32 protein-coding genes and 5 tRNA genes are annotated in these 24,018 nt (G+C 39.2%); 9 read left to right on the top strand and 28 right to left on the bottom strand.

All coding sequences use genetic code 11. The annotated features are described in order from the left end of the window. Nucleotides 1-16: 16 nt before the first annotated feature. The 6 genes from WCS89_03685 to WCS89_03660 all read right to left on the bottom strand — a co-directional run bounded on the left by WCS89_03685 (nt 17) and on the right by WCS89_03660 (nt 4,483). Nucleotides 17-883: a bifunctional 5,10-methylenetetrahydrofolate dehydrogenase/5,10-methenyltetrahydrofolate cyclohydrolase gene (locus WCS89_03685; GenBank protein ID MFA6554580.1), complete on the bottom strand. Its 867-nt coding sequence runs from the start codon at nt 881-883 to the stop codon at nt 17-19. Between the two features lie 43 nt (nt 884-926). Next, nucleotides 927-1,889 (bottom strand): class I SAM-dependent methyltransferase, encoded by a 963-nt coding sequence (locus WCS89_03680; protein MFA6554579.1) that lies wholly within the window; start codon nt 1,887-1,889, stop codon nt 927-929. Between the two features lies 1 nt (nt 1,890). Beyond that, on the bottom strand, nt 1,891-2,355 hold the full coding sequence (locus WCS89_03675; GenBank protein MFA6554578.1) for a vitamin K epoxide reductase family protein: 465 nt from the start codon (nt 2,353-2,355) through the stop codon (nt 1,891-1,893). Beyond that, nucleotides 2,303-2,959: a DsbA family protein gene (locus WCS89_03670; GenBank protein ID MFA6554577.1), complete on the bottom strand. Its 657-nt coding sequence runs from the start codon at nt 2,957-2,959 to the stop codon at nt 2,303-2,305. Before WCS89_03670 ends, WCS89_03675 begins: the two co-directional genes overlap by 53 nt. A gap of 162 nt (nt 2,960-3,121) precedes the next feature. Further along, entirely contained in the window at nt 3,122-3,694 is a 573-nt protein-coding gene (locus WCS89_03665; GenBank protein MFA6554576.1) for a hypothetical protein, read from the bottom strand. 6 nt (nt 3,695-3,700) lie between these two features. Then, entirely contained in the window at nt 3,701-4,483 is a 783-nt protein-coding gene (locus WCS89_03660; protein MFA6554575.1) for a polysaccharide deacetylase family protein, read from the bottom strand. 152 nt (nt 4,484-4,635) lie between these two features. On the opposite strand from WCS89_03660, the gene WCS89_03655 reads away from it, so the two are divergent. Together WCS89_03655 and WCS89_03650 are read left to right on the top strand one after the other, a co-directional pair. Then, a complete protein-coding gene (locus tag WCS89_03655) occupies nt 4,636-6,093 on the top strand; it encodes a phosphoribosylaminoimidazolesuccinocarboxamide synthase (protein ID MFA6554574.1) in 1,458 nt (485 codons plus the stop codon). Nucleotides 6,094-6,217: 124 nt separating this feature from the next. After that, the gene (locus tag WCS89_03650; GenBank protein ID MFA6554573.1) at nt 6,218-7,798 is read left to right on the top strand and encodes a hypothetical protein; all 1,581 of its coding nucleotides are present in this window, start codon (nt 6,218-6,220) and stop codon (nt 7,796-7,798) included. Nucleotides 7,799-7,890: 92 nt separating this feature from the next. On the opposite strand, the gene WCS89_03645 is transcribed toward WCS89_03650, so the two are convergent. The 9 genes from WCS89_03645 to WCS89_03605 all read right to left on the bottom strand — a co-directional run bounded on the left by WCS89_03645 (nt 7,891) and on the right by WCS89_03605 (nt 13,421). Next, nucleotides 7,891-8,256 carry a hypothetical protein gene (locus WCS89_03645; GenBank protein MFA6554572.1) on the bottom strand — a complete coding sequence of 122 codons (366 nt, stop codon included), beginning with the start codon at nt 8,254-8,256 and terminating at the stop codon, nt 7,891-7,893. 79 nt (nt 8,257-8,335) lie between these two features. Then, entirely contained in the window at nt 8,336-8,686 is a 351-nt protein-coding gene (locus tag WCS89_03640; GenBank protein MFA6554571.1) for a hypothetical protein, read from the bottom strand. A 52-nt stretch (nt 8,687-8,738) separates the two neighbouring features. Further along, a complete protein-coding gene (locus tag WCS89_03635; protein MFA6554570.1) occupies nt 8,739-8,948 on the bottom strand; it encodes a hypothetical protein in 210 nt (69 codons plus the stop codon). 123 nt (nt 8,949-9,071) lie between these two features. Next, nucleotides 9,072-9,956 carry a hypothetical protein gene (locus WCS89_03630; GenBank protein ID MFA6554569.1) on the bottom strand — a complete coding sequence of 295 codons (885 nt, stop codon included), beginning with the start codon at nt 9,954-9,956 and terminating at the stop codon, nt 9,072-9,074. 81 nt (nt 9,957-10,037) lie between these two features. Further along, entirely contained in the window at nt 10,038-10,865 is an 828-nt protein-coding gene (locus WCS89_03625; protein ID MFA6554568.1) for a hypothetical protein, read from the bottom strand. Between the two features lie 182 nt (nt 10,866-11,047). Further along, nucleotides 11,048-11,527, bottom strand: a complete 480-nt coding sequence (locus tag WCS89_03620; GenBank protein ID MFA6554567.1) for a TspO/MBR family protein — start codon at nt 11,525-11,527, stop codon at nt 11,048-11,050. Between the two features lie 33 nt (nt 11,528-11,560). Then, complete coding sequence (locus tag WCS89_03615; protein MFA6554566.1) at nt 11,561-12,670, bottom strand: hypothetical protein; 1,110 nt, start codon at nt 12,668-12,670, stop codon at nt 11,561-11,563. A gap of 72 nt (nt 12,671-12,742) precedes the next feature. Further along, nucleotides 12,743-12,817, bottom strand: a tRNA-His gene (locus WCS89_03610). Between the two features lie 49 nt (nt 12,818-12,866). After that, the gene (locus tag WCS89_03605) at nt 12,867-13,421 is read right to left on the bottom strand and encodes a cob(I)yrinic acid a,c-diamide adenosyltransferase (protein ID MFA6554565.1); all 555 of its coding nucleotides are present in this window, start codon (nt 13,419-13,421) and stop codon (nt 12,867-12,869) included. A gap of 78 nt (nt 13,422-13,499) precedes the next feature. On the opposite strand from WCS89_03605, the gene WCS89_03600 reads away from it, so the two are divergent. Then, a complete protein-coding gene (locus WCS89_03600) occupies nt 13,500-14,123 on the top strand; it encodes a PH domain-containing protein (GenBank protein ID MFA6554564.1) in 624 nt (207 codons plus the stop codon). Nucleotides 14,124-14,128: 5 nt separating this feature from the next. On the opposite strand, the gene WCS89_03595 is transcribed toward WCS89_03600, so the two are convergent. The 3 genes from WCS89_03595 to WCS89_03585 form a co-directional block, all read right to left on the bottom strand. Then, nucleotides 14,129-14,212: transfer RNA gene (locus WCS89_03595), tRNA-Leu, on the bottom strand. Between the two features lie 75 nt (nt 14,213-14,287). Beyond that, nucleotides 14,288-14,713 (bottom strand): 50S ribosomal protein L19, encoded by a 426-nt coding sequence (gene rplS, locus WCS89_03590; protein MFA6554563.1) that lies wholly within the window; start codon nt 14,711-14,713, stop codon nt 14,288-14,290. 15 nt (nt 14,714-14,728) lie between these two features. After that, a complete protein-coding gene (locus WCS89_03585; GenBank protein MFA6554562.1) occupies nt 14,729-15,517 on the bottom strand; it encodes an RluA family pseudouridine synthase in 789 nt (262 codons plus the stop codon). A gap of 149 nt (nt 15,518-15,666) precedes the next feature. Between WCS89_03585 and WCS89_03580 the strand changes: the two genes are divergently transcribed. Then, a tRNA-Val gene (locus WCS89_03580) sits at nt 15,667-15,739 on the top strand. 187 nt (nt 15,740-15,926) lie between these two features. On the opposite strand, the gene WCS89_03575 is transcribed toward WCS89_03580, so the two are convergent. From WCS89_03575 to WCS89_03540, 8 genes are all read right to left on the bottom strand, one after another. After that, nucleotides 15,927-15,998, bottom strand: a tRNA-Arg gene (locus WCS89_03575). Nucleotides 15,999-16,053: 55 nt separating this feature from the next. Then, nucleotides 16,054-16,395: a hypothetical protein gene (locus WCS89_03570; protein ID MFA6554561.1), complete on the bottom strand. Its 342-nt coding sequence runs from the start codon at nt 16,393-16,395 to the stop codon at nt 16,054-16,056. A gap of 4 nt (nt 16,396-16,399) precedes the next feature. After that, the gene (locus WCS89_03565) at nt 16,400-16,972 is read right to left on the bottom strand and encodes a hypothetical protein (GenBank protein ID MFA6554560.1); all 573 of its coding nucleotides are present in this window, start codon (nt 16,970-16,972) and stop codon (nt 16,400-16,402) included. After that, nucleotides 16,972-17,514 carry a hypothetical protein gene (locus WCS89_03560; GenBank protein MFA6554559.1) on the bottom strand — a complete coding sequence of 181 codons (543 nt, stop codon included), beginning with the start codon at nt 17,512-17,514 and terminating at the stop codon, nt 16,972-16,974. The genes WCS89_03565 and WCS89_03560 overlap by 1 nt, the downstream gene beginning before the upstream one ends. A 5-nt stretch (nt 17,515-17,519) precedes the next feature. Continuing rightward, nucleotides 17,520-18,425, bottom strand: a complete 906-nt coding sequence (pilM, locus tag WCS89_03555; protein ID MFA6554558.1) for a pilus assembly protein PilM — start codon at nt 18,423-18,425, stop codon at nt 17,520-17,522. Nucleotides 18,426-18,638: 213 nt separating this feature from the next. Beyond that, a complete protein-coding gene (locus tag WCS89_03550) occupies nt 18,639-19,271 on the bottom strand; it encodes a DedA family protein (protein MFA6554557.1) in 633 nt (210 codons plus the stop codon). Nucleotide 19,272: 1 nt separating this feature from the next. Next, nucleotides 19,273-19,692 (bottom strand): hypothetical protein, encoded by a 420-nt coding sequence (locus WCS89_03545; GenBank protein ID MFA6554556.1) that lies wholly within the window; start codon nt 19,690-19,692, stop codon nt 19,273-19,275. Nucleotides 19,693-19,710: 18 nt separating this feature from the next. Further along, on the bottom strand, nt 19,711-20,100 hold the full coding sequence (locus tag WCS89_03540; protein ID MFA6554555.1) for a RuvX/YqgF family protein: 390 nt from the start codon (nt 20,098-20,100) through the stop codon (nt 19,711-19,713). A gap of 107 nt (nt 20,101-20,207) precedes the next feature. Here WCS89_03540 and WCS89_03535 point away from each other — a divergent pair. The 3 genes from WCS89_03535 (at nt 20,208) to WCS89_03525 (ending at nt 21,622) form a co-directional block, all read left to right on the top strand. Continuing rightward, nucleotides 20,208-20,294 (top strand) — tRNA-Ser (locus WCS89_03535). Nucleotides 20,295-20,539: 245 nt separating this feature from the next. Further along, complete coding sequence (locus WCS89_03530; protein ID MFA6554554.1) at nt 20,540-20,905, top strand: hypothetical protein; 366 nt, start codon at nt 20,540-20,542, stop codon at nt 20,903-20,905. A gap of 261 nt (nt 20,906-21,166) precedes the next feature. Then, complete coding sequence (locus WCS89_03525) at nt 21,167-21,622, top strand: hypothetical protein (protein ID MFA6554553.1); 456 nt, start codon at nt 21,167-21,169, stop codon at nt 21,620-21,622. Nucleotides 21,623-21,819: 197 nt separating this feature from the next. Here WCS89_03525 and WCS89_03520 read toward each other — a convergent pair whose 3' ends face one another. Together WCS89_03520 and WCS89_03515 are read right to left on the bottom strand one after the other, a co-directional pair. Beyond that, entirely contained in the window at nt 21,820-22,377 is a 558-nt protein-coding gene (locus tag WCS89_03520) for an NUDIX domain-containing protein (GenBank protein MFA6554552.1), read from the bottom strand. Then, entirely contained in the window at nt 22,374-22,868 is a 495-nt protein-coding gene (locus WCS89_03515; GenBank protein ID MFA6554551.1) for a hypothetical protein, read from the bottom strand. The genes WCS89_03520 and WCS89_03515 overlap by 4 nt, the downstream gene beginning before the upstream one ends. Before the next feature lie 101 nt (nt 22,869-22,969). On the opposite strand from WCS89_03515, the gene WCS89_03510 reads away from it, so the two are divergent. Both WCS89_03510 and WCS89_03505 read left to right on the top strand, forming a co-directional pair. Then, nucleotides 22,970-23,440 (top strand): hypothetical protein, encoded by a 471-nt coding sequence (locus tag WCS89_03510; protein MFA6554550.1) that lies wholly within the window; start codon nt 22,970-22,972, stop codon nt 23,438-23,440. 98 nt (nt 23,441-23,538) lie between these two features. Further along, nucleotides 23,539-24,003, top strand: a complete 465-nt coding sequence (locus WCS89_03505) for a hypothetical protein (GenBank protein MFA6554549.1) — start codon at nt 23,539-23,541, stop codon at nt 24,001-24,003. Nucleotides 24,004-24,018: the final 15 nt, after the last annotated feature.

Here is a 24,018-nt window from a genome sequence, read left to right as displayed (position 1 = left end):
TGCAAATACCAACAGACTAAACTTTTTTGCACAAATCCAACAAGTTTTCAAAAAGGGATAGCACGGTCATCGGTCCTACCCCACCAGGAACAGGTGTAATAGCCGAAACTTTGCCTACAACATTTTCAAAATCAACATCACCATAAAGTTTCTTGTTAGGGATTTCATCATCAAGCTTTTTACCCTCAACTGTATTGATACCAACGTCAATGATAATTTGCCCAGCTTTTACATGCTCAGCTTTTATGAGACCTTGCTTACCAACAGCAACAATGACTACATCTGCACTTTGTGTTTCTTTGGCAAGATCGGGAGTTTTACTATGACAAACTGTAACTGTAGCATTTTCATCCAGACACATAGCGGTGATAGGTTTCCCTACCAAGGTTGAACGTCCAACTACTACGACTTTCTTGCCAGAAAGCCCTATCTTATATTTTCTCAAAAGTTCACGAATACCCCTAGCTGTTGCCGGCATGATAGCGTTTTCATTACCATCCAACCAACGTTTTACGTTGTGAGCAGTCAGAGCGTCTACATCTTTATTTGGCAAAATAGTATCAATGACGACATCACGATCAATTTCTGAAGGTAAAGGTAATTGAACAATAATTCCATTTACAGAAGCATCTTCATTGTTCTTTTTTATAATATCTACAAGTTCGTCCTGTTTTATATTTTCGGGCACTTGAATATGCTTCGTATTTACACCGATCTTTTCAGCAAACGATTTTTTGGATTTTATAAATGAAGTAGAATCAGCTCTTTCTCCAACTTGAATAATGACTAAACTTGGCACAAAAGAAAGCTCCGTAACTCTTTTAGCGAGTTCTGGTATAGCTTCGTCGCGAGTTTTCTTTCCATCTAAAATAATAGCTGACATACAAAAAAGCATAGCATATTAGACGAATATACTTAAATATCACCTATTTTGCACTCCATCTAGCAAATATTCCACAAGGAAGCAATCTTGGCTCAGATAATTGAGAATCAGTGTTTTCAGATGTGACAGAATTTTGTCCTTCTTTTATAACAAGTTCCCCTATTTCTATAGAGCCACCATATTTTTCAACCAATGGTAAAAGAATATTTTCATAAGCAACTGCAGAGTAACCTGCTGAATAACCATTGATAAGGAAAAAAGAAGGTTTATCTTTTAGAATTTTGAAACAATCTTTTACAAGTGGTAAAAAGTTTTCTTCAATTTTCCATAATTCATTGTCTGGACCATGACCAAAAGCTGGTGGATCCATGATGATACCATCATATTTTCTATCACGCTTTATCTCACGAGAGACGAAAGCCCTAGCATCATCCAATATCCAACGGACTGGCTTTTTGTCCAAACCGGAAGCTTCGGCATTCTCACGAGCCCAAGCGATAGCGGACTTTGAACCATCTACATGAACAACTTTCGCATCTGCCCTAGCACAAGCCAAAGTAGCTCCACCTGTATAACCAAATAGGTTTAAGACTTCTAGCTCTGCCCCTGCGACAGAATTTTGCACTTTCACTTTTGATTCAGCAGAATCACCTACTGGGTCACTTTGCACTTGTTCTTTGAGCCATTCCCAATTGACCGATTGCTCTGGAAACAGACCAACGTGCTTGAAAGCTGTTGGTTTTATAATAAACTTGAGACCACCCAATTCTATAGTCCACTTATCTACCATTCCTTTTGAAAGTGACCAACCAGAACCTTCTTCCCTAGTAAAAGATCCATTGGCTTTTTTCCATTCTGATATATCCAATTTTTTACTCCACAAAGCTTGTGGGTCAGGACGTGACAAAACAATTTTGCCAAATCGTTCCAACTTCTCTCCATCTCCAGAATCAATAAGCTCGTAATCAGAGCTTGGTTCTGTCACAAGAATGTTGGATTTTTTCATATTATTTTTCTTGATATTTTCTAAAGATTTCCATAGCTACTGCAAACAAGACCGTAGAAGTAAAAGCTGAACCCAGACAATACAAGCAATATGAATGAATTACGAAAACTTGTATATATACGAACCACATAGAAGCCACTAAACCAAATACCGTGAGCAAGAGAGTCCATTTTAATAGCCAAGTCTTCTTACTTTCTAGATATCCGAAGACTCCAATAAGGACAATAAGATAGAAAATAGAACCCATCAAAGAGACTGGTATACCGAGGACTACTGAATATGAACTAGTGAGAACAAGATCACAACCAGCAGTAATAGAACATGGCGGTATACGTCCTTGATAATGTTCCACCGTCAAATAACTTGCATCAACAAAACCGAGCAAAGCTATAATCAAAAGAAATATGATTATATTATTTGGTACTGCCTGAAGCGGATTTTTCAATAATTGTTTTAAATTCATCATATCCTTGTGGGTTTGTTATCGCTTTTCCGTTGACAAAGAAGGTTGGAGTAGAATTTATTCCAATACGAACACCTTCATCGGAATCATTATTAATATGTGCCTTCAAAGTAGAACTTGCCATATCAGCTTTAAACCTTTCTACATCAAGTCCCAAATCTTTTGCATATCCGACAAATGTTAGACTTGCATTTTCCAATTCTGACCATTTGTCTTGGTTTTCAAACAAGAGTTTGTACATCTCAAAAAATTTGCCTTGAACATTGGCGGCTTCTGAAGCTAAAGAAGCTGAGATAGCATTTTGATGTTGTGACAATGGAAAATGTCTGTATACGAACTTGATAGGAACAGTCGTGCTAGCCAAAAGCTTTTCAACAACATAATAGTAAATTCCGCAAGCAGGACATTGAAAATCACTATACTCAATGATCGTAACTGGCGCATTCTCTGGTCCTAGAACATGATCTGCACTACTCACAGGTGCTGGTGTACCCAAACTCTTTCCAGGAACAACTACGGGCTTATTCATGGAAACAACAAGCCCCCAGATGATGAGTCCCAATATAATGATGAAACTAGCCCAAAAAATGTATCGTTTTGTATTCATGGAGCAAGTTTAAAGGAGAAATGGAGGTTAAGCAAGTTGCGTGTCATTACAACAAGTGCAAAGTGAAAAGTGCAAAATGCAAAGTTTTAGTGAAAAATTATTAAGTTTCCTTAACTATCAACTAATAACTACAACTTTGCATTTTGCACTTTTCACTTTGCACTAAAATGACGCCTGAGCAAACCTTAGGAGTAAATAAATACCGGTGAAATTCATAACTAAAGAAATTGGTATCAAAATAGAAATTTTTGTTCTGGAAAGACCGAGTAATGTCAGACCGAATTCGTCGGGTAATGGTGAAGCGATTATCAAAGCTCCCAAGATTGGCGATAACCATTTCATAAAACCCAAATGAAAAGAACTTAAAATATGCTTCATTACAGAAGGTTTGACCGAAGCGATAACATCATCAGCGAACCTATCACGAATGAAAAAGAAAAGGATGAGATCTCCACACATTGCACCTAGAGCTCCCCAAAAAGCTACCGTCATAGGAGAAATGCTGGAAATACTGACCAAAGCCACCGAAGCTGGAGCGATGGTGAAAACTGAAGTAAAAAATATTCCAGCCAAGAAACTTGAAATGATTTGATTTCCAATACTATTTACCAACCAACTTATTATCCCCAGATTTGCCATACTAAAAGCGATGACAGCACCGAGAAAAACAAGTGTAAAATCCTTTGTAAGTTCTTGTCTAGCTTTATTCTTTTTTATTCCTGAAGATTTCCTCATAAAAAATTATAAACCTTGAGTTAAAGAAACAATCTTGTAACCTTGCGATTCAATATTTGAAAAAACTTCATCCAAAATATCCCCTGTAATATTGTCCCCTATGTGCATAAGATAAATATTACCCGGAGCCAAACTTGAAGCAATCAGATTTTTTACTTCGTCTTTGGTCTTTCCTTCTTTCTCCAACCAATCCATAGCATCTATAGTCCAATAAACCGATTGATAACCATCTCTGAACATCTCGGTTATTACCCTACCATCACGATCGCCGTAAGGTGCTCGGAAATATGGTCCTGAAGATTTACCGATTGTTTGCTCTAGTATCTGATCCGTCTTTCTCATTTCCAAAGAAATTTCTTTACTAGAAATTTCCGTCAGATGTGGATGGTCATAAGTATGACTAAATATTTCATGCCCTTCTTCATTTATCTGTTTTGTTATAGCTTGATGAGCTTCTATGAATTTACCTGTAAGAAAAAAAGTTCCTTTTACTTTATGCTTAGCCAAAGCTCCCAAAATTTTACGAGCAGACAAGATACCATCTCCCCCATCAAAAGTAAATATAACTTGTCTTTTTGAGACATCTCCTCTGACTATCTCTCTGGAAGAAACGGCGCGTGGAATTATTTTTTCAGGAACAAAGACCTCTGGCCTTTCCGAAAAATTGCTCCAGATTACCAAAAAAGAAAAAAGAAAGGTCATTAAAATAGATAACTTGGTCTCTGGCGTAACAATAATCTTTTCGTTTTTCTGTTCTGGTGGCATGAGAAAATGGTGAGTACCATTCATTATAACAGACGCGCGTACGTATTGTTTTCCACATGAGACTTTGATGGATTCGACCGACTCTTGCTTTTTATTTTTTTATCAATAGTATTGACTACAACGTATCTCATGTGGGATATACAAAGTACAACAAAAACAACCAAAGGATAAAAACTATGGCTCATATACCTCAATCTGTTTTAGACAGACAACCGGACCTAGAAGGTCTCAAACTCCTTAATCGCGGTAAAGTCCGTAATTCGTACGAACTTCCGGGCCACCCAGACAAAATGCTAGTCGTCGCTTCGGATCGTTGTAGTATTTACGATTTCGTGTTGCCGACGTTAGTACCAGAAAAAGGTCAAAACTTGACCGCATTAAATCATTTCCAGACACGGATAATCAATCCTTTCTGCAATACCGATTTCGTGGCCTGTGGCAAAGACATGAATCAGTATCTTCCAAAAAATCTCCGTGATAATCTGGAACTTCAAAAACGGGCAACAGTGGTAAGGATACATCCGGCGCCCGAAGTTGAAGATATTGTCCGCCTTGTTATGGCTGGAAGTGGCTGGACAAGCTACAAACAAAATCAGACCATATGCGGGCACCGTTTACCGCCAGGGATTAAAGAAGGAGACCTGCTCCCTTACCCTATCTACGCCCCAACTACCAAAGCAAAAGTTGGGCATGATGAACATATGCTGGTCAACGATGTGATCAAAAAATATGGCTTCATGCGTGAACGTTTGGCCCTGCAAGCAGCTTGTGCCATCGCCGACCACGCTTTGAAGTGTGGTATCAGAATGTTTGATACAAAGTTTGAGTTCAGTGGAGAAACAATCGTTGATGAAAGAGGAACTCCAGACTCAAGTCGTTTCGTCGACGAAAAAGAATGGCAGAAGGCACAGAAAGAAGGAAAGCTTCCACCATCTCTCGACAAACAATATGTGCGGGAGTGGGGTAAAAAAATGGGTATTGATAAACGCAACCCTTTGAATCCCGAAGATATCGCCTTCGTCGATTCCGTGAAAGTTCCTTCGGATGTGGTTCATGCGACCACGCTCATATACCGTTACATCTTCTGGAGATTGACTGGTATGCAGATTGAAGTCTATCAAAATAACTTCATGGGTATCAATTCAACTGTAAAAGTACCGCGAATTGAAGTCATCGTCGGTAGTGAAAGTGACCTGTGTCAAACTGGAACTGATATGGTTTCCATTTCGGGCATATCCGACACTCACCTGAGTATTATCAGTTGCCATCGCAACCCCGACGAACTTCGGAAATTCCTCAAAGAAAAAGCTTCCAAAGCTGACGTGTTCATAGCTGGAGCTGGTATGGCAGCCGCTTTGCCTGGAATAGTGAAAGCTGAATTGTGCGCACTTGGACACGTTCAGATCCCAGTCATTGGCGTAGCTTTCAAAGGAAAAACGGAGCAGGATGACCAAGCAGCAAAACTCTCTATTGAATGTTTGCCTGGTCAACCGGTAGAACTCGATCCTGATGGTAGAGCCTACTTTGGACCAGAAGGATTTCTGAAGGCTTGTAAATCAGCCGTCAACGATGAATTTCTGCCGAAAACTAGGTCCAATAAACCAGCACAAATTCATATCAATGCAATTAGTTAAAACTAAAATCAAACCCACTCGAAGAAATTCGGGTGGTGTTTTTTATACAAAAATTTGACAAAAGATAATAAAAGAATAGTCTTTCATTGGAGATAAGTGAAAACTCAACAAAGGAAAAAGTTCTATGAAAAAAATAAGAAATGCGCTCTTATCTGTATTCCATAAAGATGGAATTACTGATTTCGCGCAAGAATTGGTAAAACTCGGATTCGTCATATACGCCTCTGGTGGTACAGCCAAACACTTGAAAAAGGATGGTATTGAAGTTGTGGATGTTGCCACCCTGGTCGGCGGAGAAGCCATTCTTGGGCACAGGGTAGTTACCCTATCACGCGAAGTTCATGCCGGACTGTTGGCAAGAAACATTGAAGATGACTTGAATGAGCTCTCTCGTCTACGTATCCCCTTCATTGACCTTGTCTGCGTGGATTTGTATCCACTCAAACAAGAGATAGCCAAACCGGATAGTACGCTCATGAAAGTGATTGAGCAGACTGATATCGGTGGTCCAACAATGATTCGTTCTGCCGCAAAAGGTCAACGTATTGTCGTCTGCGATCCAAACGATCGTGAACGAGTCATCCAATGGTTCAAAGCTGGAGAACCTGATGGAAATTTCATTGAAGAATTGGCATCCAAAGGCGAATACACCATCAGCAAATACTGCATGGACTCAGCCCGTTTTCGAAGCCAAGGAAAATACCACGGGATCTTCGGTGAAAAAGTTGATACTTGTAAATACGGTGAAAATGCCTGGCAGGCACCGGCACACCTATATTCGACTGGCACTTCCGACCCACTTGCCCTCGACAAATTTATTGTAATCGAGGGTACGCCTCCAAGCTACAACAACTGGTGCGACGTTGATCGTCTACTCCAAACAGCGACTCATATCGCTGAAGGATACGCAATCAACGAAGGTGTCGGCACAGCAATCGCTGTTGGTGTGAAGCATGGAAATTCATGTGGTGCATCTGCTGGACCAGATCGAGCTGAAGTAGTAAAGAAGATGATGACGGGCGACCCATTGGCTATCTTTGGCGGACTCGTCATGACAGACTTCGAAGTAGACGAGGCTTTGTGTGAGTCGCTTATAGGCAAAATGTTGGACGGTATCATCGCTCCAGCTTTTACTGAAGGTGCTGTCGCGTTACTTCGTCGCAAAGGTAATAAATGCCGATTCATCATCAATCCAGCACTAAACGAACTTGTCGGAAATCTGGATCGAACACCTCGTTTCCGTTTCGTTCGTGGCGGATTCTTAGTACAGCCAAACTACACATCTATTCCCGATTTTGAGCGAGGAGAGATTATGAGGCACGGAAAAGCAACTCCTATGCAAGAATGCGATATGATGCTCGCTTGGGCGATTGGCTCAACAAGTAACAGTAATACTATTACTCTCGTTAAAAACGAACAACTCATCGGTAACGGTGTTGGTCAACAAGACCGTGTCGGTGCAGCCAAGCTGGCAATAGAAAGGGCGATTCGTTCAAAGCATAACACCCAAGGTGCAGTAGCTTATAGCGATTCGTTCTTCCCTTTCCCAGACGGTCCACAAACACTCATTGATGCTGGAGTCAGAGCAATCCTAACATCAAGCGGTTCAGTGAAAGATCAAGAGACAATTGATCTCTGTACCAAAAACGGAGTCGCTCTTTACATGCTTCCAGATTCTATCCTCCGAGGATTCTTTGGACATTAAAACAAAAACTCAAATGCCGTACCCATAAACAGGTACGGCATTTTTTATACAAAAATCCCCCGAGTTTCCTAGGGAGATTTGTGACAAGATATTCAATCACTTGATTTGGTAGCAAGACGAACACATTGTGCACTACCAGAATCCGTACAGACATATATAAGACGAACAATCACTTTATCACCGATCTTAAGTGGTGGCGCCGTAGATGAAGGAAAAGCGATACGAGTAAAAGTTTTACCTTTATCATCTGTGAAAGTCACTTCAATAAAACCTGCGACAGAATTGGTTGAGCCACGAAAAGATGGTAGATCAATCACCTTTTTCACTGTTCCATACTTGGTTCCCCAATATTCCAAAATATCGCCGTTACCAGATTTAACAGTAGCATAAGGATTTTTATTCCAATCACCTGCACATCCAGCAAGAAACATACAGATACTAACAAGGAACATTCTCATAATTTTCCTTTCTATTTACTAACCTAACAAAACTATATACCCACAAGACCGGTGAGTCAAAGGACAAAAAATGGCATTCCTAGGAACTAAACGTAGTAACAAATCCCTCCAATTTTTTAGCTAACATTTTCTCATTATCTCCTCCTGTAGATAATGTTTTATGCATTTCATTTAAAACTTGTCCCCTATGTATACTATATTTACCACTCTCTTTGATTAACCTCTCCTTGATTGAATTATAATAAGACATCAACTGTGGATCAGTAGTTATAGCCTCTCTTATTCGTAATAATTGTTCACCTGTAATACCACCGAGCAAACCTTCAGTTGGCGGTGTCGCCAAATCATTGATAACTTCTTTCTCTGGCGAAATCTGACCATGACCTTCTTCAAAAACTGGTTCTGATTCATTTTTTGGTAAATTTTCCATATGTAAGAATCATATCAAATTAAAAAGCCGACAACAAATGTCGGCCTAAAGGTTACCAGCGAAAAAATCGAAAATCTTCACTGGTAATTTGTCTTGGAATATTCAATCTTCTTTTAACGTATTCCTCGCCACCATTTTCCAAAAAATGTCTCATTAATTCCTCATCGTTGGGTTCATGTCTCAGAGCCCGCCAAGCGAAGAAACGATTTACGTTACTCTGTGCTTCCCGTACAACTTCTTGGAAGATCTGATCTACAAGCATAGAACACCTCCAAGGTAATTATATCTCTCTTACACCGATTCTGGATTACAAAAGTGGATAAGTATTGATCATCCAAATAGTGTAATTCAAAAACATGGCAACACCTGTAAGATAACTCAAAGATTAAGGATTAACTATAAAATTAAGGTACTGACTCACTTCTTTGTTGATGTCATACTCTTGTGCACAAACTGAATTTATACTGATCAAACTACAATAAAGCGTAACCTGTAATCTATATGTATCTTTAACTAAAGGAACATTAAGGTGCCACACTTGCGCATTTGGGTTATAAGTAGCATTACCAGACCAAACTCCTTGCCCGTCGTTGTTATATAACCTAGCTTGCACATTAAAACCTTTTGAATTATCAGCTGGTGTTCCATCACCATTTTCTGTCTCAATATTCAAATTCATAGACTCCCCTACTCTGTAAGAATCCATAGCTCCCATTATTGATTTAATAACAAATGGCTTATCTGCCCTTTGACGTAATGGTGCTGAAGATTTTATCGTAAACACATCACTTGTATAACTATATCTCCCAGCGTAACTCAATAGCTTTATTCGGTATTGTCCTGGGTAAACAGTAAGGTTATTTGGAATAACATAATCAAATCTAGCATTCGTAATATTCTTATCATCCAAACTAGCTCTCTTGTATATTTGCATACCACCAATCTTTGAATCATCACCTGAAACAAGTTGGATCGTAGACACGTCAATAAGTTCTGGATTCCATTTGATAGTAATAGGATTTCCTAAAATAAAAGAGTCTCCAAATTTTGGCGAATCAATTACAGCTAATCCTGTCTGTTCATTTATATTTTGAACATTCAAATAAGGAGCTTTACCACGAGGTGGCATTTCACTATTAGTAATATCCGTATTAACTGAAATGGTGGTGACAACTTTATTAGGATTATAATAATAAATTGCACAACCAATAATTAACGCAACAATTACAATCAATAATAAAACGATGAGAGTTTTTCTATAATTTTTCATGCACCAATTGTAACATTTATAAAATAAAAAAAGACAAACCGCAGAGAGTAATCTCTACGGTTGTTTGAATACAATTTTTTTCTACCACTTAATTTGAATAGCGCTCATGAGTGTGAGGCGTTTGTATTGAGCAGGGATATGAAGATCTCTCCGCGTTTGTTGACTAATTGCTATATCCCCAGACAAAACATAGAGCTTCCCGCCACCATTCGGAAATTGTTCGCTCTCGTCCTTCCAGAAACCGCTACCGCTTTCCCCATTCACACTTTCATACAACATGACGTAGAATGCATTTGTAACCGAGTTTACAGCCTCACCCACTATTTCAAACTGCTCACCAGTTGTAACCGAGGTTACCCTGAAAGGAGTTACGGAATTGAGACTGAAATCATGTTGTGACGGAGATGATGCAGAGATAATAACCTTCGATGTTCGGGAAATTTGTCCAGCATCACCTATATAACAGATTGCAATGTCTTGAATTCCTTTCGGCGACGATGACGTCCTCAGACTATCGAGGACGACTCTGGAAAGATGCCCTTGTGAGGTAAAACCACTTGGTCCAAGCACATGATAATCATAAAAATCGGAACCTGGATCGGTCTCCGAAAAGAGATGACTAGCCGTAACAATAAAAGAGGGTTTTTCATCCTTACCGAGCACCATCGTACCACAAGCGGCGGCATACTTTCCTTTACTGAAATAGACCGGACGAAGTAATTGGTGGACGTTAGTCGACGATTTATGATTGAGATTATAATCGTATCTTGCTTGCAACTCCTCTTGCGAATGATTTATTGTGTCTGGTTCTTTTGTGAACCAAAAAAATATAACTGCAGCCGTGGACACAACCATAATCACTGAGACAAATCGCCAAAAATTGGACTTATTTCTTTTCTTTTTCTTCACATTAACCTTTCTACGTTATTGGTTTACATTATGTCTATGTACAAAATTTTACTAACCGTATCATTATTAATATAACTTGTCAAATCAGAATCGGTGAATTCTTATTCTAAATACAACAAAGCTTGCAAGCTAATTCACTTTAAACATGTCAAAAATCACTTAAAAAAGTGACAAAAAAGTAGCTAAATATTGATCATCCAAATAGTGTAATTCAAAAACATGGCAAAACTAACCCATAGAATGTAAGGTATCAATAAATACGCTGCTGCTTTTGAAATTTTGTAGAAAGAGATGATAGTAGCGAGAATAGCCATCCAGAGGAAAAGTATTTCTATGAAAGCGCCACCGGGACTGTGGATTCCAAAAAAGATGATAGACCAAAGTGTATTGAGTACAAGTTGTCCGATAAATATAGATAATGCAATCTTCACATCTCTCCTCTCAAGTCCCTTTTTCCAAATCAAAAATGCAGCTATTCCCATAAGTACAAAGAGTGTCGTCCAAACCGGACCAAATACCCATGAAGGTGGATTGAAACTTGGTTTAATGAGAGTTGAATACCAACCCGTAACGGAAGGACTAGTAAATACTGTTCCTATAATACCAGCGAGCTCTGAGACGACTATAGCGATTATTAATTTGAGAGGATTGGAGATTTTCATCTCATAATTGTAACATTTATAAAATAAACGTAACTATAATATGAGCATATTGCACTGTTCCTTAATGAGATTCGACACAGGTATCGCTTCACTGACGTCCATAAGATTTGAGTCGGTATATCGACTTGTCGAAATCTGGGACTCAGATGGATGTAGCAACCCTAAATTGTGACCAATCTCATGAGCAAGGATAGATACCAGAGTTTCTGGAACAAACCACTCATCAGTTTTAGGATTTTGTACAGGTAAATATTTCCATGGAATAACTACGCTTTTATTAGAAGCGAAGCCAGATTCGGGTTTACCTGAAGATGTATTGATAATCCTATTTCCGATAATATAAACAACGTAATCATCTTTAGATAGACCGATCTGTTGTCTAATATCATCGATCCAAAGTGCGTCACTTTTTTGATCAGATTTAACAGATATAACACCTTCCCCATTTAATCTTGAAAACATAGAATTGAATGATCTCCCGTTTACCGTCTTGAGTGTCTTAGAATCTTCATACAATATTTTTCCTAAAGTAAAACCAACATCGCACTGACTCCAGATTCCATTGATCTTGGGAATTATCTGATTCGCAATAACATTTTCAACTACACCACTAGAAGTGCTGGTAGATTGATCACCAAACTCTGTATCCGTGTCTTTGACGATAATAAAATTTAATTTTTTAGGAGACGTAGAAGTATTTTTTCTTTGAATATTTTGTGTATAAGTGTTTACCACCTTACTCAAGTCACCATACAGTATACGTACAGGAAATGGTCTACTGGTTCTACCATTTGAGTCAACGACAGTAAACGACTCTGTAATTACATTTCGCTCATCACCAGCATTAATAGTATTCGTGATCGAACCAGAAATATCACCTTCAGTTCCGAGAGGGCGTAAATCAACATTATTTACCTTATCAGTGGATTCTAGATGCTTTATTACTAATCCAACGACATTTTTATCATAACTTCCAAAATCAATTGTACCTATCATCGTTGAGCCGAGTGGATATTGTGTCTGAAAAGATACCCCATTTATTACTGGAGCACCTTCTGGTGGCATAACGATAAAACCATATATTACGAAAGCTGCGAAAGACAATATTAATATACCTAATATAATGAGTATGACTTTTTTCATACCAAAATTATACCAAGAAAATACAACTTCTGTTAGTGTTAACTTTTATAATCATTCGACTTATTTTCACCTTGGGGTGCCTATCGGGATTCGAACCCGGACTGGAGGTTCCACAAACCTCAGTGCTAACCATTACACCATAGGCACCATATAACTAAACGCTTACAACCTATAACACACCTAACACACCACCTAACTACTCATAACTCGGTGGTACCTCCTTTATACCAGATTTATGGCTACTTAGTCGAGCCATGGCATAGAACAACGAAGAGAGCCTATTTAGGAAAGCCAGAGTTTCTGAACCAACTTTTATACTCTTTTCCTCACAAGCCCCGATCAACCTACGTTCAACCTTACGTGCCAAGGTCCTAGAAATATCCAATAATGCAGTCAGCTCTGTTCCACCAGAAATCAGAAAAGTTTTTATTGGTGGCAATTCATGTTCTATAGCATCAATCCAAACTTCCATCTCTTTCACCTTCCCTTTTGTAATCTCCTTATCCGAACCAGCCGTCTCCGCTTGAATAATGAAAAGATTATTTTGTACCCACAACATGATATCAGCAAAAGATTTTCCTTTGACTGATAAATTTTTATCGTAGGCTTTCACTTTTACCAAACCAATAAAAGAATTAAGTTCATCCAAAACACCCAACAACTCGGTCTGGCAAGAACTTTTGGAAATACGTCCGCTAGATTTGGCGAGAGTCCTCGTTGTTCCATCATCCCCTTTTCCAGTGTAAAGCATATGATAAGTGTAACTCAATAACTGTTATTTTAGTACACATAGCGACCTTTTGTATTTCATTGTAAACTATGAACTATCATGATCCCTGTAGGACGACCACAACATCTAGGTAGTAAGACTTTTATAATAATGTTTTTGAAAGGAGTAGCCCCCGGATTGGTTCTAATGATACTTGTTGTTGTTTTATCATTCTTCAAGGAAACAATCGCTCAAAACTTAATAACAAACCTTTCTCTCATGAGTGAGGCTATACCGTCACTAGGAAACATCATCTCCTCTTTTATTCCCTTACTCATCCCAGCACTATTTTTCTTAGCAGTAATATTAGGATGTCTCGGTATAATTATAAATATACTGCAATACAAATTCTTCGTTTTTACTATTGAAGAATTTGGTCTCCGACTCAAAAAAGGAGTTTTAAATATTGAAGAAATAGTCATACCCTATCGTCAGATGCAAAACATAGATGTGACTAGACCACTTATTTACAGACTATTCGGCATAAGTAGATTGGTAATATTTTCTGCTGGGCACGAACAAGTTGGTGAGCCAGAACAAACAGATACTGTCTTTGATCCGATAGATTGTGAACTAGCCCAAAAAATCCGAGAACTTCTAGGACGTCGCATCGGTGTCCAAGTCGTTGAACACGAAAGTGAAGCAGACAGAGAAAATTTTGTAGATAAAATAAAATCTATCTAATATTGTGCACGGGAGAGGACTCGAACCTCCATGCCCTAATGGGCGCTACCACCTCAAGGTAGTGCGTCTACCAATTTCGCCACCCGTGCGTACAGGGACAACTATAGCTGAAAGGGTGAATATTATCAACAAAAAAACATCGCTTTCGCAATGTTTTTTAAATATTATTTTGAAACTTCTGGAGTTACCACCGCTTCGGGTGTAGTCTCAGCAACTGCTTCAACTGAATCGCGAGTAGTCATGATACGACGCATCTTGTGACGAATCTCCTTGGCAGCCTTACGACGGATGAAATATAGTTTTGAACGGCGAACCTTGGAACGACTGACAGTCTCAATCTCATCAATCATTGGAGAATATAATGGAAATGTTCTTTCTACTCCAACACCATCAATAACTTTGCGAACTGTGAAAGTTGCGCCAGCTTCTAGACCGTGTTTGTGAGACATGATGATACCTTCAAAAGCCTGCAAGCGGAACTTACCCTTGTCTTCTTCAATCTTCTGCCAGACGCGAACAGTATCTCCAGGATGAATAGCCTGCTTTCTGCGCTCTGCGACATTGACTGTTGTTATTACCTTGGTTGCCATAGTGGAACTACCTTATCATATGGACGATAAAGATTCAATACCCAAGGCCTTCAAAGCTGTTTCAAAGTCCTTTGGTAAAGGTGCGGACACTTTGACCGTCTTGCCTTCAATGGTTACAAACTCAATAGACCTTGAGTGTAGTGCTAGACGTTCAAAACCCAAAGCTGTAGGCCTTTTTGGAGCATATAGGCTATCGGCAACCACAGGATGGTTCACCGCATTAAAGTGAACTCTAATCTGATGAGTCCTACCTGTTTTTGGTTCCACTTCTACAAATGAGAACTTCTCTTCTTTTGCATCTGGATTTTTTGGGTCTGCCCACTTGCCATTACCTTTCTTGGTCCAATATGTCTCAGCTGTTTTCATTTCTCCACGAGCACCTCTCTGTGCAGAATATTTTCTGAAGTCTCCCCCACAACGACCTATCGGTCTATTTATGGTACCAAACTCTTCTTTCATATCTCCCCAAACAAAAGTTAAATATCTTTTTGAAATTGTTCTATCTTTAAATTGTTTTTTCAAATTGGCATGACCTTCTGAATTTTTTGCAATAATAAGAACACCAGAAGTTTCCCTATCTAGTCGGTGAACAATACCTGCACGGTTTACAGGCTTGCCTTCTTGATCTGTCATAGGATCACCCACGTCGACAGTTTCTGGATAGTGCTTTACTATCCAATCTGTGAGGAATGGACCCTCTGCACGGCCATCAGAATGCACCATAAGTCCTGGTGGTTTGTCTACAACAAGGCAATCCTTGTCTTCATAGAGAATTTTGATGTTTTCTATTGCTTTATTGCTCATATCTAGAATATACGCTAATCTGTATACAAGCGCAAAGATTTGATCAAATTATGCGCGATTAGCAGGAATCACGCCTGCGCTCTTAGCTGTCTTGGTAGGTATAAGCGAGATAGCTGAAAAAATATAGTTGCAGATAGAAAATCATATCTGCGCTCTTAGCTCAGTTGGTAGAGCAGCGCTTTTACACAGCGAAGGTCGGGGGTTCGAATCCCTCAGGGCGCACTACTTCACAACCCCGTAACACACGGGGTTGTTTCCTCCTACACCAAGGTTTCGGAAGGACAAGTCGAAGTGCAAGCACAAAAAATATTTACATTAAAAAGCTGGATATGTCCCCTCGGAAGGAATCGAACCTTCATCAACGGCTTTTATGTCCGCAAAGTGACGGTGGTTCATATGAAATGACGAGTCCCCCTGGCAAGAATCGAACTTGCATCAACGGCTTAGAAGTCCGCTGCTCTATCCATTGAGCTACAAGGGGTTGTATTGAAAATAACACATTAAGTCACAAGAACCAAGGGTTAAAAGATTTTCAACTAAATGGAAGGATCTCCGGGACCATTGTAACCTTTTAATAAACCTGCTCTAATATTGGCCTTCTCTTCAAAAACTTTCAAAACACCATCCAATGTTTGCGTATCAACCATTGATGAATCTTGCGGTTTCGTAGTAGAAATTCTATTTTTTAAACTCACATCAAAATATCTATACTTTGATAAACTCAAAAATATAAGGGTGAGCATTATTATGAAAGAAATACCAACGATGATAGCCCAGTCAACATGAGAGTCTTTACCAATACGACGCCATACCGATCTGGATCCTATGACCACAGGAACTTCGGTTTTTGTTATTTTTTTGAATTTAAAAAACTTCATATTTTTATATTGACGATGGAGTTGAAGATCCTACAAGCATAGCTATCTTCATATTAAAAGATAGATTCCATATAACCTTTGAAGCTGGAGTTGACCCACTCTCATTGGAAGTGTTCGCCTTGATCTCATCTATAGATATTTTATAAGGCAGAGTTTCTGTTAGAGATAATGCTCGCATAACAGATGACCAGGAACCTTGAATAGTTATACGCATACTCAATACTCCCTCTTTACCGAGAGGAGCACCATCTAAATTATCAGAATCTATAGAACTAATAGAAACCTTGCTACCAGATTCTGTACCAAGTGCTTCAATTACTTCAATAAAATTGACGACGTGACCAGAGTCTACAAAATAATTTGGTAAACTCTTCCACCTTGAAGCCGTAGACTTGTAAGATTCAAGAAAACTTTGTTCCTGACTTTTCGTAAGAATCAAAGAGTTGGATGTAGTCTGAGCCTCTACTATCCTATCAAGGAAAACGTCTACCATATAATACATATACCCATAAACTGCCCCAGTAAAAATGACTAGAGATAATGAGAGTGCAAGAATTGTTGAGCTTCTGTTCTTCATTATTTTAATTTCTTATTAAGTTTCAACGAAAACTGAATATTAGAACTCTTTGCCAATTCAGAAACAGGAAGTTCTACTTTATTACCGACAGCCATACTCTCAAAATTACTCTTGAAAGCTAACAGAGCGTTACGTGTAGGAGATACACCTTGAATCACCATGGTAAATGTCGTGGTAGAAACTTTTGTAGCAATGAATGAATTGAACCTAACTGTCTCTCTTATACCCACTACCTCATTCACCAACTCGGATATTCTCGGAGAACCTTGTCCCTCCTTCAGAGAATTCATCATCACCAACGAACGAGCAAAACTTTGTTGAACATTTTTCAAATCATTATTATTGGATCCTTTTGAAACATCTGCTGTATTACCACCAACTTCCCTTTCTGTAGACAAAGCTCTGATGAAAGTTGGAGCAAGGAAAGCCATACCGACGAAAATCGCCAAAGAAAGAGTAAGACTCAAAACAAGTACAATACGCTTGTAATATTCTCTACGAAGTACGATTCTTTCTTGTAATGGTAAAAGTGTATGACGCATAAAATTTATAGATCCATAGCCAAACCAGCAGAAACTGAATAATCCAAAGAATCTTCCTTGGAAATCGGTGGCACATAACTATCAACCGAAAAAGCGTTGGTCCAAACATTTCCTACAGAAACAACAATATCGGTACCTTTTATAGACTTACCTATATCGCCTTCATATTTTGACGCGCCGTTACCGACAATAACAATGCGTACTATTCTTGACGTCTTGGTTACATGTGATTCCCAGTAAGCATAGATTTTTTCCATTTCAGCAGTAAGAAGTGCTATGCTACCACCTGTTTGACTACCCCAAGTGACAGTAGAAGTAAAACAGACTACTCCTCCGGAAACTATATAAACACCAGTCTTTTTGTGCATAATATGAACAATCATGACGGTACTATCTTCTGTTTCTGGAATAATGGTCCTAGCTATAGATTTTGGGACTACTTCAAAAGCCATTGGGGAAATGCCTGCATTACGCAAAAGAGAAACTACTTTTTCTACATAAACTTTTGGCACAACCGAAACACTGGCACGCAGTTTACCACCAGTAACTGACATAGGTAAGATATCAAAATAAAAAACAGCATCAGAAGCAGGTAGAGGAACATTCTCTTCTAATTTAAATTCAATATTCTGAGCGATAGCTACACGGTCAGTGGTAGAAATATCAGTTTGAAAAAGATAAGCCTTTTCTTCTGGAATAGAAACTTTCGCATACAAGAGCTTGTATTCTTTATCTAATTTTTGAAGAATATCACCGAGAGCTTTTTCATCTTTTATATCACCACCATCAATTAGTCCATTAGGTAATTCCAAAGAGGTATATTTTGCAATCTTAAAATTTGGAGCTCGGCCAGAATATTCCAAACAACGAATAGCGTCGTCGGACATATCTAGACCTACGTGTCTCATCATCAGAAACTTAGGAGGTGGTATCAACTTGAAGAACAACGACATGTGCATGGGTTAATTATAGCACTGCATGTCATTCCCGCGAAGACCTTTTTGTTGTCATTCCCGCGAAGGCGGGAATCCATGGTTACCAAAAAATCCATTTATAAATAATTATAACAAACTATTATCTCGTAATAATCCTGGATTCCCGCCTTCGCGGGAATGACACAACAATTAAAAATTAGAAATTCTCTCTTTCTCTTTCCTCGCTTTCAACACTTCCCTAATCGGTGGTAACGCTGAAAGTATGATGATAATAACGACCACTGGTATCACATAACGATCTGGATTTGGAATAAGAGAACCTAAACCATAACCTAGCCAAAGCATTGCCCATGTCCAAAGAAATCCTCCTAAAACGTTGTAAGCAAGAAAAGTCTTGTATTCCATCTTCCCTACACCAGCCACTATCGGTGCAAAAGTTCTGATGATAGGCATAAATCTAGCCAAAATAATAGTCTTCTTTCCGTATTTTTTATAAAATTCTTCAGCTCTAACAATATGTTTTTTATTAAAAAATATAGAATCATCTTTTGTAAAAATAGCTGGGCCGATCTTTTTACCAAAAGCATATCCCAGACTATCTCCAGCTACAGCAGCCAAGAAAGTACAGATTAAAAGTAAACTAAAAGAAATATATCCTTGTGAAGCAAAAAATCCGGCTGTAAACAAAAGAGAATCTCCTGGAAAAAAGAAGCCAAAGAAAGCGCCTGTCTCTAGGAAAATAATAGCGATGACACCAAGAAGTCCCAAAGTTTGCACTATTGTCTCTGGGTTTATTAAATTAAAAAAATAAGATAAATCCATTTTATGCTGCCAAAGTTCCTGCTGGAATCGTGGAATTAGGTTCTAATAATGAAAATCCTCCTTCGTTAGTTGAAACAGCAAATATCATACCGTTACTTTCATATCCTTTTATGGTGCGTGGTTCTAGGTTGGTGACAAACATACAAGTCTTCCCCACCAAACTAGCGGTATCTGGGAATTTCAAAGCAATACCAGATACAATCTGCCTAAATTTTGGAACTTTTTCTACAACTTTCACCGCACCTTCTACAGCTGGAATACTTGCAACAATACCTTCTACAGCTGGAGCCGTCTTAACTTCTTCCATTTCACCAAAATCAACCATTAGTTTTAATAGTTTATCTGTATCGGGAATTTTTTCAGCTGAAATAATTTTTCCAGCTCTAATCTCAACTTTTTTGAATTCTTCGTAAGTAATCATGGTTTTATTATATCTTAATTATTCTTTGCTACGATCCAAATAACTTTGAAGTATAAGCGCTGCCGCTGAAGCATCTGACAAATCTGTTTTTCCCTGAAAACGCTCCGCTTGCATACTTGTCATAAATTCTGCTTCAAAATAGACCTTGAAACCTTTCATCTCCAATTTTTCTTTTAGCTCAAGACTATCCAAAAAAATTTCATTTGGTTCTCCTTTGTAATTTCGTGACTCCCCCATAACAATCTCTTTGACTTCATTATCAATAGCGATCTTTTCTATCTCTTCAAAATAAAATGGGGTGTTCTGTATAACTGATAAAGGCAAAGCGAATTGTCTATTTTCATCAGAAAGAGCCAACCCTATCCTTTTGGATCCATAGTCTATACCGAGTATACGTTTGTTCTTCATAATTTGGTCATATTACAATATCAGTAAAATCATTGCGAAACAATGCTTTTTCGTTTAATATAGCTGGAAAGCCCTTCGACAAGCTCAGGGCTTTTACAAAAACAAAAGGATGGGTGGCTGAGTGGTTTAAGGCAACAGTCTTGAAAACTGTCGTGCTCGCAAGGGCACCGTGAGTTCGAATCTCACCCCATCCGCATCGTATTCAAATCAGTGTTTTTAGGTGCCAAAGCGAGCACCTGATACTGATTTTTAAATAAGTATTGAACCGCCTGTCGCGAACAAACCGCTTCTATAACAGGGCTTAACATAGCCACGCTGTAGACTAGACAGAGCTTGACTTTTGTATTGTAATATGCTAGACTTAACCTAGGTCAGAACATTGATTTACAAGGCTTTAAATAGGTGCGCCTTTGAGCACCAGCACAAGGAATTTGTGATAATGACAGAAACCTGGGCTTACTCTGGAACGAGGGTTGGTGTCACAGTCGACATCTTCCTTGGAATCAGAAAGCCATTCGATAAACCCTGGAAAGATTACTGTGCAAGCATAATGATTGGGGGTCAGGTCATACTGAACGTTAAGAGCGGTTCTCGCGATCCATTGCAAGAGATGATTCTCGATACCTTGCGTCAAAGTGGGGTAAAAGGAAAAGTCAGATTGCAGGATGGCGTGAGAATAAGGATGACCGATTCCACAGTTCAACCTTGCTCGGACTTCACCTATTTCGAAGGATTGGCACGGCAGCTTGAAACCGTTGGTTTCATAGTTGAGCGTCCGCCCGAGGATTGGCCAGAGGTTTGGTAGAAGGACGGAGCTAACCTTCAATACAGAAGCTTCAATCGTTGTCACCTTTCTAAAAGCGTGAGTGTCGTGTGCAGCACGGGAAATGGAGAACCTAATTCTCCACTTTACTGGATTTACAATTGAAAGATTGCGAATCCTGAGAGTTAGCTCTTTAAAATCAAATACTTGCGATTCGTCATAGCAGAAAGTTACTCATTTTGAGCAATTCTCTGCTATGACGAAACCATTGTGGCCAAGTCGATAGCAGCAACATGAACAGGAATGTTCACAAACAATGCACCCGGAAGGGTTCTTTGGGAAAGAATACGCATGAATGCTACAGAAAAAACTCGTCGGCTGATTCAGGGCTCAGAAAACATCAACAAAATGCGGCAAGAAATTGACGTGCTAATAGGAACCCTAACTGGGCTTATCCTAAAAAACATCACATTCTACGAGACTAGCTTTCAGATCCCAACGCCGCTAGGATACTGGAAAATCGAGAAGAAAGGGAAAGAGGTTACGTTCAACTGTTGGATCAAGCTTTGCCATCCGGGGGATTTACTTGGATACGACTCGAGAAGCCAGCTCGAAATCCACATGAAGGCTGTTGAATCGGTCTATACTTCACTCCCACCCTTGGTCGAAGGCCTCTTCAAGGTCTTAGACGGCCTGGAAGAAGACTGCCAGTCACTAGTATCGGCCTCGTATGTCTTTGAAAAGACAGTCGCAAGCTAAATGATGTTACGCACCCTCGAGCAATTCGGCTCGGGGGTTTATTGTATATATGCTAAACTTAAAGCTATTCGGACATCGTCCCAAGCTCTCCGCCATTGGTCGCCATAGCTCTGCAAGAGCGACGGCGACCTTCGCCATTTATTAAGAATTTAAAAAAGCCGACCACTATTGATCGGCTTTGTGTTAATGAAGTCAAATCAGTTGAAATTGACGGGCTTCATTTCAACTGAACATTTTGTACTACCATTTGGGGATTTCTTTATCCTTTTGATGATGGACAACTTCTCCCCTTTCATTATTCTCGGCAACCAATCACCATCACCTTCCAACATTTTTGCAAAAGGTAATTTTTCAAGGCTGAACCAGCGCATATCCAAGTATTCTCCGTCATCTTCCCCGATTGCATAATCAAGATTGGGGTCAGTAGTGTCTACCAAATAAATGTGGACCACCCAAATCAAAATATCCGACAGAAACACTCTCATAACACCAACTTTCTTGAAAGATTTCAAAGGAAAAAGAAAACCTGTTTCTTCTAACAATTCCCTTCGAGCCGAGTGTTTTTGGCTTTTATCGTCACTTTCAGTACCGCCACCAGGTGGTACCCAACAGCCAATGCCAACCCTCTTACGTTTACGTTTGTCATCACTTTTCTTTCTTGGTCCTTTGCGACCAAGGAGAATGCGAACATCGTCACGTCCTAATGGTTTATCAAGGACGATAATGACGTTCCCTACATTAGTCTTATTTTTCATAACACCAATACCTTTCTAGAGAATTCTTCTGGAAGATACTCTCTTTCAATTTTCCAACGATTACAGTTGTCATGCTCCCATCTCGCCCCAAAAGATGATTCCCAACCAAAGATAAAATTCAACTTAGTAACTCTTCCCTGAGAAAAAATTACCTCATAGAAATGATCTAATATTGGTAGGCAATACTTTTCAGTTGGATGTTCCGTATGCCAAATTTTGTATAGTTCCACCATTTTATCTTCAAAAGGCATCTGGCTAAACAAATTTCTTTGTTCATTAATGAGTATTTCAATCGTTTTCTCGAAAACCCTTCGATTCCCTTCAAGGGTACCAACACCTCCTGTGGAAATCGGACCTGAAACCATTTCAATATCACCACGTATACGTGACATGACATCTAGAGCTATTAATGACAAAGTCTTGAACGATCTAGCTCTTTCAAGAGCTTTTCTGTCAGACGGTAACCATCGTCTAAAGTGTATTTCTTTCATAATTTTCAAACCTTTCTAAAAATACTTTACTCTTAATTTTGTAATCCATCAAATTTGACATATCCCCAATAATGAGTAATCTACATTACAGAAAGGCTCAAATGAAAACTGAAAATATTAAGTGTCTATTGGTTCACCGTGGTACGCGAAATATACCCAAGTTCAAAGAGTTTGTAGGTCGGATCCTGCGTTATACGCACGGACATACGGTATCAATCATTTGTACGTATCCGGCAGAATTCTTGAGCGAATCCATCTGCTTGGCAAGTGAGTTGGAAACTCCAGAATCAAGTATCCACCGTATTCTGGTTTCAGAAAATCAATGTGGGGAGATTCTGCAACTTATCAAGAATATCGCCGACGATGCTGACGTAGTCATAGTCATTGGAGACGAAAAGCTTGCCACTTTCTTTCCGCTTTATTTTCTCCAAAACGCAGTTCCAAACTCTCAGCCAGACCCCAACATACTCAATGTGGTTGAAGAAGGCGAAACGGTTGTTGTTGATACTGAAGCCGGAACTCGCGACACACTCGTGTCTCGAGACCGAGCTCCATTTGAACTCTATGATTAACAACGAGTTTTACACAAAATCCTGCAGGACCATACTGCAGGATTTTTTTATTAATTAAATACATAGCTTCAAACTGGCCACTAGGTTATAATTAGTACATGGCCACTGAACCTCTCATATCTTGGCAAGCACCAGAACATTTCTATGTTGAAAAAAGACCCGATTGGTATTGGGTTGTTGGAATCATAACTTTGGCACTATCAGCTGTTGCCATTATTCTCGGCAACGTGATCACTGGAATTTTTGTACTCGTAGCGGCCGTAGCTCTAGTCATTCACGCCTCTCACCCGCCCCGCGAGATATATCACGAGATTAACGACCGAGGAATCATGGTCAATGATAGATTCTTTCCATTCCTTTCTCTAGAATCATTCTGGATCCCCCACGATGAAATGCCTTCAAAGATTATTGTGAAGTCTCGTAAAACATTCATGCCTTATATCATCATCTTCATTGATGAGATTGATCCCGAAATAGTCCGCGAGGTATTACTCAAATATATTGCAGAAACTGAACATCATGAACATTTCTTGCACAAGTTACTAGAGAGGTGGGGGTTTTAGATAATGAGAAGGAGT

The sequence above is a fragment of the Candidatus Paceibacterota bacterium genome, assembly GCA_041666915.1.
In the GTDB taxonomy this organism is placed as follows: Bacteria; Patescibacteriota; Minisyncoccia; order Phycocordibacterales; family PALSA-1337; genus C7867-002.
This window is presented reverse-complemented; position numbering and strand designations above follow the sequence as displayed.

Excerpts from the sequence above, each read along its gene's own strand:
- WCS89_03685 (MFA6554580.1), bottom strand. The coding sequence starts at position 883 with ATGTCAGCTATTATTTTAGATGGAAAGAAAACTCGCGACGAAGCTATA.
- WCS89_03680 (MFA6554579.1), bottom strand. The coding sequence starts at position 1,889 with ATGAAAAAATCCAACATTCTTGTGACAGAACCAAGCTCTGATTACGAG.
- WCS89_03675 (MFA6554578.1), bottom strand. The coding sequence starts at position 2,355 with ATGATGAATTTAAAACAATTATTGAAAAATCCGCTTCAGGCAGTACCA.
- WCS89_03670 (MFA6554577.1), bottom strand. The coding sequence starts at position 2,959 with ATGAATACAAAACGATACATTTTTTGGGCTAGTTTCATCATTATATTG.
- WCS89_03665 (MFA6554576.1), bottom strand. The coding sequence starts at position 3,694 with ATGAGGAAATCTTCAGGAATAAAAAAGAATAAAGCTAGACAAGAACTT.
- WCS89_03660 (MFA6554575.1), bottom strand. The coding sequence starts at position 4,483 with ATGAATGGTACTCACCATTTTCTCATGCCACCAGAACAGAAAAACGAA.
- WCS89_03655 (MFA6554574.1), top strand. The coding sequence starts at position 4,636 with ATGGCTCATATACCTCAATCTGTTTTAGACAGACAACCGGACCTAGAA.
- WCS89_03650 (MFA6554573.1), top strand. The coding sequence starts at position 6,218 with ATGAAAAAAATAAGAAATGCGCTCTTATCTGTATTCCATAAAGATGGA.
- WCS89_03645 (MFA6554572.1), bottom strand. The coding sequence starts at position 8,256 with ATGAGAATGTTCCTTGTTAGTATCTGTATGTTTCTTGCTGGATGTGCA.
- WCS89_03640 (MFA6554571.1), bottom strand. The coding sequence starts at position 8,686 with ATGGAAAATTTACCAAAAAATGAATCAGAACCAGTTTTTGAAGAAGGT.
- WCS89_03635 (MFA6554570.1), bottom strand. The coding sequence starts at position 8,948 with ATGCTTGTAGATCAGATCTTCCAAGAAGTTGTACGGGAAGCACAGAGT.
- WCS89_03630 (MFA6554569.1), bottom strand. The coding sequence starts at position 9,956 with ATGAAAAATTATAGAAAAACTCTCATCGTTTTATTATTGATTGTAATT.
- WCS89_03620 (MFA6554567.1), bottom strand. The coding sequence starts at position 11,527 with ATGAAAATCTCCAATCCTCTCAAATTAATAATCGCTATAGTCGTCTCA.
- WCS89_03615 (MFA6554566.1), bottom strand. The coding sequence starts at position 12,670 with ATGAAAAAAGTCATACTCATTATATTAGGTATATTAATATTGTCTTTC.
- WCS89_03605 (MFA6554565.1), bottom strand. The coding sequence starts at position 13,421 with ATGCTTTACACTGGAAAAGGGGATGATGGAACAACGAGGACTCTCGCC.
- WCS89_03600 (MFA6554564.1), top strand. The coding sequence starts at position 13,500 with ATGATCCCTGTAGGACGACCACAACATCTAGGTAGTAAGACTTTTATA.
- rplS (MFA6554563.1), bottom strand. The coding sequence starts at position 14,713 with ATGGCAACCAAGGTAATAACAACAGTCAATGTCGCAGAGCGCAGAAAG.
- WCS89_03585 (MFA6554562.1), bottom strand. The coding sequence starts at position 15,517 with ATGAGCAATAAAGCAATAGAAAACATCAAAATTCTCTATGAAGACAAG.
- WCS89_03570 (MFA6554561.1), bottom strand. The coding sequence starts at position 16,395 with ATGAAGTTTTTTAAATTCAAAAAAATAACAAAAACCGAAGTTCCTGTG.
- WCS89_03565 (MFA6554560.1), bottom strand. The coding sequence starts at position 16,972 with ATGAAGAACAGAAGCTCAACAATTCTTGCACTCTCATTATCTCTAGTC.
- WCS89_03560 (MFA6554559.1), bottom strand. The coding sequence starts at position 17,514 with ATGCGTCATACACTTTTACCATTACAAGAAAGAATCGTACTTCGTAGA.
- pilM (MFA6554558.1), bottom strand. The coding sequence starts at position 18,425 with ATGATGAGACACGTAGGTCTAGATATGTCCGACGACGCTATTCGTTGT.
- WCS89_03550 (MFA6554557.1), bottom strand. The coding sequence starts at position 19,271 with ATGGATTTATCTTATTTTTTTAATTTAATAAACCCAGAGACAATAGTG.
- WCS89_03545 (MFA6554556.1), bottom strand. The coding sequence starts at position 19,692 with ATGATTACTTACGAAGAATTCAAAAAAGTTGAGATTAGAGCTGGAAAA.
- WCS89_03540 (MFA6554555.1), bottom strand. The coding sequence starts at position 20,100 with ATGAAGAACAAACGTATACTCGGTATAGACTATGGATCCAAAAGGATA.
- WCS89_03530 (MFA6554554.1), top strand. The coding sequence starts at position 20,540 with ATGACAGAAACCTGGGCTTACTCTGGAACGAGGGTTGGTGTCACAGTC.
- WCS89_03525 (MFA6554553.1), top strand. The coding sequence starts at position 21,167 with ATGTTCACAAACAATGCACCCGGAAGGGTTCTTTGGGAAAGAATACGC.
- WCS89_03520 (MFA6554552.1), bottom strand. The coding sequence starts at position 22,377 with ATGAAAAATAAGACTAATGTAGGGAACGTCATTATCGTCCTTGATAAA.
- WCS89_03515 (MFA6554551.1), bottom strand. The coding sequence starts at position 22,868 with ATGAAAGAAATACACTTTAGACGATGGTTACCGTCTGACAGAAAAGCT.
- WCS89_03510 (MFA6554550.1), top strand. The coding sequence starts at position 22,970 with ATGAAAACTGAAAATATTAAGTGTCTATTGGTTCACCGTGGTACGCGA.
- WCS89_03505 (MFA6554549.1), top strand. The coding sequence starts at position 23,539 with ATGGCCACTGAACCTCTCATATCTTGGCAAGCACCAGAACATTTCTAT.